Genomic DNA, 13,861 nt, shown 5'->3' with positions numbered 1-13,861 from the left:
GTTATACGGGCTGACACGGCAAAATGCCAGCCGTGGAGGGCGCTCTCAGACTATTTTACGTACTCGATCTCATTGACGTACCAGCTGGCTTCACCGGCAGGGGTCTGAACGACGGCCAGGTCGCCCACTTCCTTTTTCAGCAGCGCGCGGGCCATCGGGGAGTCGATGGAGATGTAATCCTTTCGACCAAAAATTTCATCGTAGCCGACGATGCGAAAACGCAGGGTATCGCCGTTATCGTTTTCAATCTCCACCCATGCGCCGAAGAACACTTTGCCCTCCTGCTGCGGGGAGTAATCGACAATTTTAAGGTTCTCAAGGCATTTCGTCAGATAGCGTACCCGACGGTCGATCTCACGCAGCCGCTTCTTGTTGTACTGATAATCAGCATTTTCGCTGCGATCGCCCAGGCTCGCGGCCCAGGTGACTTTTTTCGTCACTTCAGGACGCTCTTCGCGCCACAGGTAATCCATCTCTTTTTTGAGTTTTTCGTACCCTTCGCGGGTGATCAGGGGCGTTTTCATGGTAAAGCCTTTGCTGCCGGTTTTCTGTCTTGCGCACAATACGTACCACACAGTGTAACAGACAGGATTAATAATGATTTATGTGATGAAATGAGCAGATAAGCTGCTGTTAAATATGCTTTGTAACAATTTCGACTAGAATTTATACCAGAATTAGCTGGTCGAACACGTGCACTTTTTTAGAATACGCTGTTACAAAGACTATCCGAACCTTTGGGAGTAAATACAATGCAAGAGAACTACAAAATTCTGGTCGTGGATGACGACATGCGCCTGCGTGCGCTGCTGGAACGTTATCTGACCGAGCAGGGCTTCCAGGTTCGTAGCGTCGCGAACGCTGAGCAGATGGATCGTCTGCTGACCCGTGAATCTTTCCACCTGATGGTGCTCGACCTGATGCTGCCAGGTGAGGATGGGCTCTCTATCTGCCGTCGTCTGCGTAGCCAGAGCAACCCGATGCCGATCATCATGGTGACGGCGAAGGGCGAGGAAGTTGACCGTATCGTGGGCCTCGAAATTGGTGCTGACGACTACATTCCAAAACCGTTTAACCCGCGTGAACTGCTGGCACGTATTCGCGCCGTACTGCGCCGTCAGGCAAATGAACTGCCTGGCGCACCGTCGCAGGAAGAGGCTGTCATTGCCTTCGGTAAGTTCAAACTGAACCTCGGCACGCGCGAGATGTTCCGTGAAGACGAACCTATGCCACTCACCAGCGGCGAGTTCGCAGTTCTCAAAGCACTGGTTAGCCACCCACGTGAGCCTCTGTCCCGTGACAAGCTGATGAACCTGGCGCGTGGCCGCGAATACTCCGCAATGGAACGCTCCATCGATGTGCAGATCTCTCGTTTGCGCCGCATGGTGGAAGAAGATCCGGCGCATCCTCGTTATATTCAGACCGTTTGGGGTCTGGGCTACGTGTTCGTTCCGGACGGCTCTAAAGCATGAGGCGAATGCGCTTCTCGCCGCGAAGCTCGTTTGCCCGCACCCTGTTACTGATCGTCACCCTGCTGTTCGTCAGCCTGGTGACGACCTATCTGGTGGTGCTGAACTTTGCGATCCTGCCGAGCCTCCAGCAGTTTAATAAGGTCCTGGCCTACGAAGTGCGTATGCTGATGACCGATAAGCTGCAGCTGGAGGATGGCACGCAGCTGGTTGTCCCCCCTGCCTTCCGTCGTGAAATTTACCGTGAGCTGGGTATTTCTCTCTACTCAAACGAAGCGGCGGAAGACGCGGGCCTGCGCTGGGCGCAGCATTATGAATTCCTTAGCCAGCAGATGGCGCAGCAGCTCGGCGGCCCGACGGAAGTGCGCGTCGAGGTCAACAAAAGCTCGCCTGTTGTCTGGCTGAAAACCTGGCTGTCACCCAATATCTGGGTTCGCGTTCCGCTGACCGAAATCCATCAGGGCGACTTCTCACCGATATTCCGCTACACCCTGGCGATTATGCTGCTGGCGATAGGCGGAGCCTGGCTGTTTATTCGTATACAGAACCGACCGCTGGTCGACCTGGAGCACGCTGCGCTGCAGGTCGGTAAAGGGATTATTCCTCCTCCATTGCGTGAGTATGGTGCCTCTGAGGTCCGTTCGGTGACGCGTGCGTTTAACCATATGGCGGCCGGTGTGAAGCAACTGGCAGATGACCGTACGCTGCTGATGGCCGGTGTGAGCCATGACCTGCGCACACCGCTAACGCGTATCCGTCTGGCGACGGAGATGATGGGGGAAGAGGACGGCTATCTTGCCGAGTCCATCAACAAGGACATCGAAGAGTGTAATGCCATCATTGAGCAGTTCATCGACTACCTGCGCACCGGCCAGGAGATGCCAATGGAGATGGCGGATCTGAACGCGGTGCTGGGCGAAGTGGTGGCGGCGGAAAGCGGCTACGAGCGCGAGATTGATACCGACCTTCAGGCGGGGGAGATCCAGGTTCGCATGCATCCGCTTTCTATCAAACGTGCGGTTGCCAACATGGTGGTCAATGCGGCGCGTTACGGCAATGGCTGGATTAAAGTCAGCAGCGGGTCTGAACTTAACCGCGCCTGGTTCCAGGTGGAAGACGATGGTCCGGGCATCAAGCCTGAGCAGCGTAAGCATCTGTTCCAGCCGTTTGTGCGTGGCGACAGCGCGCGCAGCACCAGCGGTACAGGTTTAGGTCTGGCGATTGTACAGCGTATCATCGATAACCATAACGGGTTGCTGGAGATTGGCACCAGCGAGCGGGGCGGGTTGAGCATTCGCGCCTGGTTGCCGGTACCGGTGACGCGCGGGCAGGTGAAAGAGAGTTAACAAAAGGGTGCGGCCTGATGCCCTCACCCCGGCCCTTATGTATTGATCTTCTCTGCTCCGGCGGAGAAGATCCCCGATTGATCATCGGGAGGTTACCGGTGAGCATCACCCGGCCCTGGCGCCCCTGAGCCCGCGGGAGAGATTATGCCCCGGTAACCCGTTTCCCTGTCGCCTCAAGACCGAACGGTATCCTGTGCCCTGAGCACCCACATATAAGGATGGTCCGGCGATATTATTCATAAGGTTACGGAGTGCCATGATGAATCTTGTCCCTGTCGGCGTTGATATTGCCAAACTCAAATTTGATGTTGCTGTCCTGCTGCCAAATCAGAAGTACAAAACCAAAAAATTCTCTAATACGTCTGCCGGATGCCGTGAATTCCTGAACTGGCTGGCACGTTTTGGCGACTGCCACGTCTGCATGGAAGCAACAGGTTGCTACAGCACTGAACTGGCCACCCTGCTGGCCGATAATGGCTGCTGCGTCAGCCTTGAAAACCCGGCACGTATCCATGCGTTCGCAAGCACTGAACTGACCCGCAATAAAACGGACAAAAGCGACGCGGCGCTGATAGCACGCTACTGCGCCCTGCATCAGCCCGCCCCTGGCATCCTGCTCCGCTGAGCGAACGGCAACTGACAGCTCTGGTGCGCCACCTGCGTAACCTGGAAGAGATGCGTCAGATGGAGATAAATCGTCTTGAAGCAGCGGATGAAGTCATTGTTCCTTCCCTGAATGAACACGTTGCGATGCTGGAGGAACTGATTGAAGAAACGCACAAGAAAATCAACCGGCACATCGATGACAACCCGGATCTGAAGCGGGACCGGGAGCTACTGAAGAGTATCCCCGGAATAGGAGACATGCTGAGTGTGAGCCTGCTGGCGTTCGCAGGTAACCTGCGACGGTTCAGCGACAGCAAAGCTCTGGTGGCATACGCCGGTCTGAATCCGCGTCGTTGTGAGTCAGGGATGTGGAAAGGAAAAAGCAGGCTGTCGAAAGTGGGCCATGCAGAGCTACGCAGCGCACTGTATATGCCAGCGATTGTGGCAGGAAGATGCAATGAGGTGGTGAAAAACCTGATGGACAGGCTTGCAGCCCGGGGAAAGACAGGAAAAGAACGAGTATGTGCCGGAATGAGGAAATTACTGCAACTGGCTTATGGTGTGGTGAAATCCGGGCATGAATTTAATGCTGAAATACCGCTTGCCGGATAACCGGCAAGACGGTATCTCTCCCACGGGGAGAGGGAGAAAACATTAAAAAAGGCAACTTTCGTTGCCTTTTTGCTTTTACCTACAGCTTCGGTCCCGCACTCACCAGCGCTTCACCCGCCGAGGTATCGGTGTACTTCTCGAAGTTCTCAATAAACAGCTTCGCCAGCGATTCCGCTTTCTCGCGCCACTGTTCCGGCGAACCGTAAGTGTTGCGTGGGTCGAGGATATGCGTATCCACACCCGGTAACTCTGTTGGGATCGCCAGATCAAACATTGGCAGCGTGAAGGTTTCAGCGTTATCCAGAGAACCATCCAGAATGGCGTCGATAATGGCGCGCGTATCTTTGATGGAAATACGCTTGCCGGTACCGTTCCAGCCCGTGTTCACCAGGTACGCCTGCGCGCCGGAAGCCTGCATGCGTTTTACCAGCACTTCAGCGTACTGCGTCGGGTGCAGCGACAGGAATGCCGCGCCGAAGCAGGCTGAGAAGGTTGGGGTGGGTTCTGTCACGCCGCGCTCGGTACCCGCCAGCTTAGCGGTGAAACCAGAGAGGAAGTGGTACTGTGTCTGGCTGGCCGTCAGGCGAGACACCGGAGGCAGCACGCCGAACGCATCGGCCGTCAGGAAAATGACCTTCGTGGCATGACCCGCTTTTGACACCGGCTTCACGATATTGTCGATGTGGTAGATCGGGTAAGAGACGCGGGTGTTTTCCGTTTTCGACGCATCGTCGAAGTCGATGGAGCCATCGGCACGCACGGTGACGTTTTCCAGCAGCGCATCGCGACGAATAGCGTGGAAGATATCCGGCTCGGCCTCTTCAGACAGGCGAATGGTCTTCGCGTAGCAACCGCCTTCAAAGTTGAATACACCGTCGTCATCCCAGCCGTGTTCGTCATCGCCAATCAGACGACGTTTCGGATCGGTGGACAGGGTGGTTTTCCCGGTACCGGAAAGACCAAAGAACACTGCCACGTCGCCTTTTTCACCGACGTTAGCCGAGCAGTGCATGGAGGCGATGCCCCGCAGCGGCAGCAGGTAGTTCATGACGGAGAACATCCCTTTCTTCATTTCGCCGCCGTACCAGGTACCGCCGATCAGTTGGATACGCTCGGTCAGGTTGAAGGCAACAAAGTTTTCGGAGTTCAGACCCTGCTCTTTCCACTGTGGGTTAGTGCATTTCGCACCGTTCATCACGATGAAATCCGGGGTGAAATTCTTCAGCTCTTCGTCGGTTGGACGAATAAACATGTTTTTCACGAAATGCGCCTGCCAGGCCACTTCGGTAATAAAACGCACGGAGAGACGGGTGTCGGCGTTAGCGCCACAGAAAGCATCGACAATGAACAGACGCTTGCCGGAAAGTTGATGGGTGACGAGCCCTTTCAGATGCTGCCAGGTTTCCGGGGAGAGCGGTTTGTTATCGTTCTTCCCTTTGCCCTTGTCAGCCCACCACAGCGTATCGCGGGTGGTTTCGTCGCGGACGATATACTTATCTTTCGGCGAACGACCGGTAAAGATACCGGTATCGACGGCGATAGCACCAAGATTCGTCAACACACCGCGCTCGTATCCTTCCAGGGCTGGATTGAGCTCTTCCTGATACAGCGTATCGTAGTCGGGGTTGTAGACGATTTCCTGGACGTCGTTAATACCATAAGCCTTGAGATCTTGCGGGGTTAAACCAGTAACACGCATATCACTGCTCCTTAGCCAATATGTACTACCTGAAATTGTAGGGTTTTTCTGAGGTTGTTAACCGCGACGGGGCTCATAGATTTACGCATCTGGACAAAACCCTTACTAACGGAAAACGCTGCGACTCCAGTCACAGGGCAGGCGGATTATCGCAGGAATCGCTTTTTGGTTGGGGAAAATGTTCCGAAAAGGTTAAAGGCTGGTGATATTATCGGAAGGAATGTGAATGTAATCGCATACACGTAAGAAAATTACGTAAGAGTTACATTATGAAAACGATTCAGCATGGGCGGGGATTTTCCCCCTCCCCCAAAGGGGAGAGGGGAAAGTATTAGTGAACCTGTGGGTCTGCCGGGGAGGCGTTATTGCGGATCTCAGCGATATCCATCGAATTGAACACATAGTGCGTACCGCAGTAGTCACAGTGCATATCAATTTCGCCGTCTTCCGCCATGATGCTGTCGATCTCTTCATCCGGCAGCGTCTTCAGTGCGCCGGCACAGCGTTCACGTGAACAGGTGCACTTAAACTCTACTGACTGCGGGTCGTAAACGGTCACTTCTTCTTCGTGATACAGACGCCACAGCACGTCGGTCGCCGACAGGTTGAACAGCTCTTCCGCTTTGATGGTTTCGGTCAGCGTCGCCAGGTGCTCGAAATCATTGGTCTGTGCGTCCTGCGCAGGCAGAACCTGCAGCAACATACCGCCCGCAGCAGGCTGGCCGTCCACTTCACCGGTGCGAATGAACAGGCGGGTTGGCAGCTGTTCAGAACGCATGAAGTAATCTTCCAGGCAGGCCGCCAGCGTATCGCCTTCCAGACCGACCACGCCCTGATAGCGTTCACCTTCCTCAGGGGAGATGGTGATCACCAGGTAGCCATTACCCACCAGCGTTTTCAAATCTGCATTTTCAGGTACATCGCCCTGAACGCGTGCCACGCCGCGCATCTGCTGCTGGTTATTGCCGTTGATCACCGCCAGCGTCATCGGGCCATCACCCTGTAATTGTACGGTGATATCACCCGCGAATTTCAGCGTCGCCGTCAGCAAGCTGGTGGCAACCAGCAGTTCGCCCAACAGGGTCTTCACCGGCAGCGGGTAGTTGTGGTTTTCCAGAATCTGTTTCCAGGTTTCGGATACGGTGACCAGCTCGCCGCGCACGGCGAATTGTTCAAACAGATAGCGGTGTAATTGGTCGTGTTGGGCCATTTTAGTCTCTCGTGCGGGTGAGGTTACTCAGTCTCACCGTGTTTAAATTTCATCAGATCGCGGCGCTCTTTTTTATCCGGCCGCCGGTCCGGGTGTGGCATAGTCAGCGCGTTCATTTTGCGCGCCAGCGCGGTTTTCTCTCGCTTTTCAATGCTTTCAGCCGTCTCTTCATAAAGCAGTACGGCTTCGGTCGCAGGCCGCCGTTGTTCGGTAATGGCTTTAATCACCACCGTTCGTTCATCGTTGCCCTGACGCAGCGTCAGGGTGGCATTCAACTCAACCAGCTTGCTCGGTTTGCTGCGCTGGCCGTTGTAATGCACTTTTCCGCCGTCAACCATCTCGCGGGCAAGGGCGCGTGTTTTATAAAAACGCGCTGCCCACAGCCATTTATCCAGTCTTACCCCATCAGAGGGTTTTTCTTTCATGGCGTCTCCTTCACGGTGAGTGAGGGGATCATCTGGCGGTAGTCGTTCAGCCCCGGATGGCGCAAATAGCTTTTTTCAGCCAGGCCAGAGTCAGGATTAGTGACCCCCAGACAATAGCGAATGCCAAAGGTGGCTGCGGAATCCAGAATGGGCTCGCTGTCGTCAATAAACAGCGTACGTTCAGGCTGCAAACCCGTCTCTTCCTTCACCGCGTGCCACAACCGCTGATCCTCTTTCGGATAACCAAATGTGTGGGTAGAAAGTAATAAATCAAGGTGTGAAGCCAGACCCGTATGTTCCAGCTTTACCGCCAGATTATGAGGATGCGCATTGGTCAGCAAAATACGGCGCTTGCCGCTGGCTTTCAGCGCATCCAGAAAAGGTACAGTATCTTCACGCAGCACGGCGCGTGGACCCTGAGCGGTAGTCATGGCACAAATATCCAGACCGAGGCGTTCGCTCCAGTAGTCAAGACAGTACCAGTTTAGCGTATGCTGCACCGCGCTATATTGCGAACGAATGAATGCCTGCGCTTCTGCCGGGGAGATCCCCTGCTGTTCGCCATAGGTTTCCGGAACCAGCTTTTGCCAGAAATAGTTATCAAAGGCGAGATCGAGCAGTGTGCCGTCCATATCCAGCAGAACGGTATCAACCTCCTGCCAGGCGATATCAAGATGCATAAGGGGTACTCCAGCCAGAAGAAACGTGCGCGACAGGGTAGCACATCTTGTCGCGCAAGGACGTTATCAGATCAGGCTCTCAGAGGAGGGGAGCAGCTTAGGATTGAGGCAATTTTCGTAATATTGCTGGATGTCAGCCAGCCGGGTGCGTGAGCGCTGGTAGCGACGCAGGGCCATAAAACCGTTCCAGAAGATGGAGAACAGCATGGCTAGCATCAGCAGCGAGGTACCAATGTAGCGCCACAAACCTGCGCTATCCGGCATCCGGTGCAGAACGATATGACGGGTACCGTTGGCATCAGTATAAATACTCGTGACGATCCCTTCGGCACTGAACGGCGTTTGCATCAGCATCTGCGCCAGGCGCTGAAATTGGCTCCACTGCTCTTGTGCCGGGTAATCATAAAGCGCAACCTGCGGATAAGGTTGATCGACCAGGTCGCTACCTTCATCACTGACAATGACAAAGCCACCCGGTGCCGGGCTGTTCAGCGCCTGAGCCGCACGGGTGGTTTCGCGCATCATGAACGGTGCCGTCGAAGTGGCCACCAGGTTGTCCAGCGATTCCGCGCTAACCGGACGCAGCAGCACGTTGACGCCATCCAGCCGACCCGCTTCGGCACGTTTCACCAGCGCGTCCCAGTCTTTACTGTTCCCCAGGTTTACCAGGGCGTTTTTGAGACGCACACACTCGTCCTGCGAGGAGCATAAATCCTTCGTTTTTAGAACGATGTCGCCAAAATCATCCAGCAGAACCATGCCTGATTTCTGAATGGCTGAGCGCAGCGCAGGGCTGACGCGCGAATCATCATCCGGCTTCGGATGTAACTGGCGGTTGACCGTCTGAGTGAGGGCGGTAGCTTTATTCACCACTTCGGATTCCGGCAACGGCAGCGGCGGCGCGTCGTTCCAGATGATTTGCGAGCAATCGAACGGCATGAACGGTGAGTTCTGGCGCGTATTCCACGCCCCTGGGGTATGAATATTACACATCCCGGTTCCCTTCAGGCGCAGCGTGTCTCCTACGCGCACACCGGCTTCATCCAGTTTGTTGACGCTGGTCGCTTCGATGGTTTGCGCCCCTTTGATCCACGAAAGGGTGAATTTGATGGGCATATCCAGCGGCACGAAAAGCAGCAGCATGACAAAGACCAGCGCGGCGCCTCCGGCAATAACCGTGCTACGTAACCAGTGCTGGAGCGGGAAATTTTTCACTTCATCATGTAGAGATAAAAATCGGCCCTGACGCACAACGTGGCGGTCAAGGTAGATATCAATATCGGTTTTCTGTCCTAAATCCTGCGCAATCCATGGTTGCCAGTGGCGCGGGTAGATAAGGTCGATAATGCCGAGTGAGATATTGTTGAGATGCTCCTGATCGTTTTCACCAAACAGACCCCAGCGCTTCGGCGTACCGCGCAGGCAGTGGATCTCACGCAACGAGGTTTTTGCTGGTGGGGCAAAAAGCCCCCAAAGCCCGGCAGCCAACAGTAACACCGCTCCGCCAGCCAGCCAGGGCACAAACACATCCGGCGTCAGCAGACAGCAGAAAAAGAGCAGGAAAGCGGCAACGATCAGGATGGCTTCACGAATGCCATCCGGGCGGCTCAGGGCATATTCTTCATGCGTCTCCTGGCGGATATTCAGCAGTTCGATCTGCTCTGACTCTTCGCCACGGATGGAAGCCTGGGTTGAACTTGCACGCTCCAGCGCAAAGCTCGGTGCTTCCTGAAGGTATTCACTCAGCGTGTGACCGTTAAGCGAGATGACCAGAGGTAATGAATCGGTGTGGATCAGTTCAACGCTGTTTTCGTCAGTAATGTATTGCTCCCAGGATGGGGGCAGATGCACTTCGACAGAATCAAGGTAATAGCGCCATTTGTTGGGATCATCGGTGGTGATGCCATAGCGCGTGATGGAGCGCGTCAGGCACAGCACGGTATCACTTTGCGCATTAAGCTTAAGTGAGACTGGCGCAGTAGTGGCTCCCGTCGGCCCAGGGGTTAACTGAGAACGGTTCAGCGTTTCGAGATAGTTTTCAACTGCATCGCGCTCGTCCTGCGTGAGTTTACGCGTCGTTGCGCCAGCGAACGCATTTAAAAAAGGCAACCGGTAACGGCGTTGTATGCGACGCCTGTATACCCATCCTGCAAACAATGCGCCGGCCAGCATAGCAGCGAGAACAATCAAAATGGTGCTCATGCTTTCCCCATCTTACTTATCTTCTTACAGGTGTAGTCTGTAGCACCTTTAATATTGAATGAGAGTCTGTGGTTGGCTATCGGCAAGTATGGAGTCGAACTTGAGCATTCTGAAGCGCATCCCAGTGACCGATGATGATAGCAAAGCCTGTTATGGCGCGATATCAGCAAATTCCTGGAAACATTTCAACCTCTTGACATTTGTTTTGAATTGAGGATTGATCTTTATTACGTTGCATAAATGTAAATAAAGAACGATTGACATTGCCGAAACCGTGCGGCATATCGCACAATAAAGCCCGTTCTCACTGCTAAGACCCGTCAAGATGAGCAAACCACTACAAAAACCCACCATTCTGAATGTTGAAACTGTCGCAAAATCGCGCCTGTTTAATGTCGAAAGCGTGGACCTGGAGTTCAGCAACGGTGTGCGTCGCGTTTATGAGCGTATGCGCCCCTCTGCGCGCGAAGCGGTGATGATTGTTCCTATTGTCGACGATCATCTGATTTTGATCCGCGAATACGCTGTGGGAACGGAGTCTTACGAGCTTGGGTTCTCGAAAGGGCTTATCGACCCGGGTGAAACTGTCTTTGAAGCGGCAAACCGCGAGCTAAAAGAAGAGGTGGGGTTTGGCGCGAATGAGCTGTCGTTCCTGAAAAAACTGAGCATGGCACCCTCTTATTTTTCCAGCAAAATGAATATCGTGGTAGCCGAAGATCTCTATCCAGAATCGCTGGAAGGAGACGAGCCGGAGCCGTTGCCGCAGGTTCGCTGGCCGCTAGCACACCTGATGGATTTGCTGGAAGACCCGGACTTTAACGAAGCGCGTAATGTGAGTGCACTATTCCTGGTACGGGAGTGGTTGAAGGGGCAGGGGCGACTGTAGGCCACAAAAAAGCCGGGTGGCGGCTTCGCCTTACCCGGCCTGCGATGCTTTGCCCGATTTTTATCGGGCATTTTTATTTAGAACAGCTCGTGCGTTTCGCCGTTATCAATAATCTCAGTACCCACCTCATGCACCGCCTGTGTGGTTGGCTGCGTGCCCTCGATGAAATACTCTTCGCGACTATTCCCGCCGTTGGCGAGCTGGCCCGTACTGCGGTCGATATTGACTGTCACCACGCCTGGTGGTGGCGTCAGCGGCTGCTCTGGAACACCTTCAAGAACAGATTTCATATAGGCATCCCAGGCAGGTTGCGCACTTTTCGCACCGCCTTCATAGCCGGAAATCTGATCTTTAATCGCGCCAGATGCCGTTGTACGGCCTAAGTCGCGACGATGATCGTCGAAACCGATCCAGACTGAGGTCACCACACCCGGGCCGTAGCCGGAGAACCACGCATCTTTCGAGCTGTTGGTTGTCCCTGTCTTACCGCCGATGTCATGACGCTGCAAATCACGTCCTGCACGCCAGCCGGTACCTTGCCAGCCTGGTTCACCGAAGATGTTAGTGTTCAGCGCGCTTTTGATCAGGAATGACAGCGACGTGTTGATCACATGCGGGGCATACTCCTGTGCACCTGTCTGCGCCACCAGCGCCTGGTTCGCCTGTTCCAGTTGTGGCTGTGGCACAACGCCATTCTGCTGCTCCTGAGACACGGCAACGTCTTCCATGTCCTTGTTCTCAAGCACGTCAGATTTCGGCGTATTGCCGTAAATGACCGGAATATCGCAGTCAGGACAGGCAATTTTCGGCTTCGCTTCAAACAGTACGCCGCCCTGATCGTTCTCGATTTTACTGATAAAATACGGATCAATCAGGAAGCCACCGTTGGCCATTACCGAGTATCCGCGTGCAACCTGAAGCGGTGTAAAGGAGGCTGAGCCTAACGCCAGCGATTCGGTGCGAACGATGTTCTGCGCCGGGAAACCGAAGCGTTGCAGATACTCGGCAGCATAGTCGACGCCCATCGCGCGCATGGCACGCACCATTACCACGTTTTTCGATTGTCCCAGACCCTGACGAAGACGAATAGGGCCGGCATATTCCGCCGGGGAGTTCTTCGGCTGCCAGTCGGAACCGGCACCGGCATCCCAGCGAGAGATGGGAACGTCGTTAAGGATGCTGGCAAGGGTCAGGCCCTTATCCATCGCGGCAGTGTAGAGGAACGGCTTGATATTGGAACCGACCTGACGCAGTGCCTGGGTAGCACGGTTAAATTTGCTCTGGTTAAAATCGAACCCACCGACCAGGGCCATTACAGCGCCGTTCTGAGGATTAATGGAGACCAGAGCCGAGTTAACGTCCGGAACTTGCGCCAGCCACCAGGCCTCACCTACCTTGCGCACCCAGATTTGCTGTCCGGTTTGTACCGCATCGGTCACTTTACGCGGCGTTGCACCTTGCAGGGTATCTGAACGGTACGGACGCGCCCAACGGATGCCATCCATACGCAGGGACACTGAGGTTCCGTCCGCGAGCATTGCAACGGCTTCCTGAGGATCGGCTTGAGTGACCACGGCAGGAAGGAGCGGACCATAGGTTGGCAGCGCTTTCAGCGTACCGGTGATTTTTTTGCTGTCCCACGCGCTTTCGCCCACTTTCCAGAGCACGTTTGACGGGCCGCGATAGCCGTGACGCATATCGTAATCCAGCACGTTATTACGCACCGCTTCCTGTGCTGCCTGCTGAACCTTGCGGGTAACAGTAGTGTAAACGCGATAACCATCTTCGTAGGCCTTATCACCATAACGATTCACCATCTCCTGGCGAACCATTTCGGTCAGATAAGGGGCAGAGAAGGCGATCTCAGGGGCGTGATAGTTGGCATCAATAACATCATTACGCGCCTGGTCGTACTCGCTCTGGCTGATATAGCCTTCGCTTAACATACGGGACAGAACGACGTTACGACGTGCGGTGGCGCGATTGAGCGAGTAGAGCGGGTTAAACGTAGAAGGCGCTTTCGGCAGACCCGCGATGGTTGCCATTTCGCTTAAGGTGAGTTGCTCAACTGGTTTACCGAAGTACACCTGTGCTGCAGCCCCCACACCATAGGCGCGGTAGCCCAAATAGATTTTATTGAGGTACAGCTCCAGGATCTCGTCTTTGCTCAACAGCTGCTCGATACGGATCGCAAGGAAGACCTCTTTGATCTTACGGATCAGCGTCTTTTCCGGACTGAGGAAGAAGTTACGTGCCAGCTGTTGCGTAATGGTACTCGCCCCCTGAGAGGCATGACCGGAGAACAACGCAATGCTTGCGGCACGGAAAATTCCCACCGGATCGACACCATGGTGCTCGTAAAAACGGCTGTCCTCAGTGGCGATAAAGGCTTTCACCATAACAGGTGGAATTTGGTTTAAGGTCAGCGGAATACGGCGCTTCTCGCCATACTGCGCCATCAACTCGCCATCGGCGCTATAGACTTGCATCGGGATCTGGAGTCGCACATCGCGAAGCGTAGCGACATCAGGTAGCTGTGGCTCAATATATTTGTACAAACCGTAAATCGAGCCTGCTCCCAGCAGAATGCAACAGACTGCAAGGATGAATAAATACTTTACGAACTTCACCGGAGATTTCCCATTTGGTTTCACTTGGGCAGTTTCTAAACAATCGCGCGGTAGTATAAAGGCAAGCCTGATTCATTGATATAGCCGTCACGGTGA

General features: G+C 54.4%; 12 protein-coding genes. 5 read left to right on the top strand and 7 right to left on the bottom strand.

What is annotated here, in order from left to right; translation table 11 throughout:
• Positions 1-50: 50 nt before the first annotated feature.
• Complete coding sequence (greB, locus tag ACLHV9_RS22840; protein ID WP_022649631.1) at positions 51-524, bottom strand: transcription elongation factor GreB; 474 nt, start codon at positions 522-524, stop codon at positions 51-53.
• Positions 525-752: 228 nt separating this feature from the next.
• On the opposite strand from greB, the gene ompR reads away from it, so the two are divergent.
• From ompR to ACLHV9_RS22820, 4 genes are all read left to right on the top strand, one after another.
• The gene (gene ompR, locus ACLHV9_RS22835) at positions 753-1,472 is read left to right on the top strand and encodes a two-component system response regulator OmpR (protein WP_001157751.1); all 720 of its coding nucleotides are present in this window, start codon (positions 753-755) and stop codon (positions 1,470-1,472) included.
• On the top strand, positions 1,469-2,815 hold the full coding sequence (envZ, locus tag ACLHV9_RS22830) for a two-component system sensor histidine kinase EnvZ (RefSeq protein ID WP_410376078.1): 1,347 nt from the start codon (positions 1,469-1,471) through the stop codon (positions 2,813-2,815). Before ompR ends, envZ begins: the two co-directional genes overlap by 4 nt.
• 256 nt (positions 2,816-3,071) lie before the next feature.
• A complete protein-coding gene (locus tag ACLHV9_RS22825) occupies positions 3,072-3,440 on the top strand; it encodes an IS110 family transposase (protein ID WP_410397563.1) in 369 nt (122 codons plus the stop codon).
• 23 nt (positions 3,441-3,463) lie between these two features.
• Complete coding sequence (locus tag ACLHV9_RS22820; protein ID WP_407221099.1) at positions 3,464-4,033, top strand: transposase; 570 nt, start codon at positions 3,464-3,466, stop codon at positions 4,031-4,033.
• Between the two features lie 79 nt (positions 4,034-4,112).
• Here the strand turns inward: ACLHV9_RS22820 and pckA are convergent, their stop codons facing one another.
• The 5 genes from pckA to ACLHV9_RS22795 all read right to left on the bottom strand — a co-directional run bounded on the left by pckA (position 4,113) and on the right by ACLHV9_RS22795 (position 10,249).
• Positions 4,113-5,732: a phosphoenolpyruvate carboxykinase (ATP) gene (pckA, locus tag ACLHV9_RS22815; protein ID WP_407221098.1), complete on the bottom strand. Its 1,620-nt coding sequence runs from the start codon at positions 5,730-5,732 to the stop codon at positions 4,113-4,115.
• A 331-nt stretch (positions 5,733-6,063) separates the two neighbouring features.
• Positions 6,064-6,942 carry an Hsp33 family molecular chaperone HslO gene (gene hslO, locus ACLHV9_RS22810; RefSeq protein ID WP_023309492.1) on the bottom strand — a complete coding sequence of 293 codons (879 nt, stop codon included), beginning with the start codon at positions 6,940-6,942 and terminating at the stop codon, positions 6,064-6,066.
• A 23-nt stretch (positions 6,943-6,965) separates the two neighbouring features.
• A complete protein-coding gene (gene hslR / locus ACLHV9_RS22805; protein WP_023333710.1) occupies positions 6,966-7,367 on the bottom strand; it encodes a ribosome-associated heat shock protein Hsp15 in 402 nt (133 codons plus the stop codon).
• Positions 7,364-8,047, bottom strand: a complete 684-nt coding sequence (gene yrfG, locus ACLHV9_RS22800; protein WP_049007368.1) for a GMP/IMP nucleotidase — start codon at positions 8,045-8,047, stop codon at positions 7,364-7,366. Before yrfG ends, hslR begins: the two co-directional genes overlap by 4 nt.
• A gap of 66 nt (positions 8,048-8,113) precedes the next feature.
• Positions 8,114-10,249 (bottom strand): intracellular growth attenuator family protein, encoded by a 2,136-nt coding sequence (locus tag ACLHV9_RS22795; RefSeq protein WP_407221097.1) that lies wholly within the window; start codon positions 10,247-10,249, stop codon positions 8,114-8,116.
• A 325-nt stretch (positions 10,250-10,574) separates the two neighbouring features.
• Between ACLHV9_RS22795 and nudE the strand changes: the two genes are divergently transcribed.
• Positions 10,575-11,135, top strand: coding sequence for an ADP compounds hydrolase NudE (gene nudE / locus ACLHV9_RS22790; RefSeq protein ID WP_108091125.1), 561 nt, complete (start codon positions 10,575-10,577; stop codon positions 11,133-11,135).
• Positions 11,136-11,212: 77 nt separating this feature from the next.
• Here nudE and mrcA read toward each other — a convergent pair whose 3' ends face one another.
• On the bottom strand, positions 11,213-13,765 hold the full coding sequence (gene mrcA / locus ACLHV9_RS22785) for a peptidoglycan glycosyltransferase/peptidoglycan DD-transpeptidase MrcA (protein ID WP_407221096.1): 2,553 nt from the start codon (positions 13,763-13,765) through the stop codon (positions 11,213-11,215).
• Positions 13,766-13,861 lie beyond the last annotated feature (96 nt).

The organism is Enterobacter sp. CPE_E890 (genome assembly GCF_046521475.1).
Classification (GTDB): domain Bacteria; phylum Pseudomonadota; class Gammaproteobacteria; order Enterobacterales; family Enterobacteriaceae; genus Enterobacter; species Enterobacter adelaidei.
Note: the sequence above shows the minus strand (reverse complement) of the source record. Positions and strands in the feature narration are given on the sequence as shown.

What these genes read in the sequence shown, in the direction of transcription:
- yrfG (WP_049007368.1), bottom strand. Translation starts at nt 8,047, where the DNA reads ATGCATCTTGATATCGCCTGGCAGGAGGTTGATACCGTTCTGCTGGAT.
- ompR (WP_001157751.1), top strand. Translation starts at nt 753, where the DNA reads ATGCAAGAGAACTACAAAATTCTGGTCGTGGATGACGACATGCGCCTG.
- nudE (WP_108091125.1), top strand. Translation starts at nt 10,575, where the DNA reads ATGAGCAAACCACTACAAAAACCCACCATTCTGAATGTTGAAACTGTC.
- ACLHV9_RS22795 (WP_407221097.1), bottom strand. Translation starts at nt 10,249, where the DNA reads ATGAGCACCATTTTGATTGTTCTCGCTGCTATGCTGGCCGGCGCATTG.
- envZ (WP_410376078.1), top strand. Translation starts at nt 1,469, where the DNA reads ATGAGGCGAATGCGCTTCTCGCCGCGAAGCTCGTTTGCCCGCACCCTG.
- greB (WP_022649631.1), bottom strand. Translation starts at nt 524, where the DNA reads ATGAAAACGCCCCTGATCACCCGCGAAGGGTACGAAAAACTCAAAAAA.
- hslR (WP_023333710.1), bottom strand. Translation starts at nt 7,367, where the DNA reads ATGAAAGAAAAACCCTCTGATGGGGTAAGACTGGATAAATGGCTGTGG.
- ACLHV9_RS22825 (WP_410397563.1), top strand. Translation starts at nt 3,072, where the DNA reads ATGATGAATCTTGTCCCTGTCGGCGTTGATATTGCCAAACTCAAATTT.
- pckA (WP_407221098.1), bottom strand. Translation starts at nt 5,732, where the DNA reads ATGCGTGTTACTGGTTTAACCCCGCAAGATCTCAAGGCTTATGGTATT.
- hslO (WP_023309492.1), bottom strand. Translation starts at nt 6,942, where the DNA reads ATGGCCCAACACGACCAATTACACCGCTATCTGTTTGAACAATTCGCC.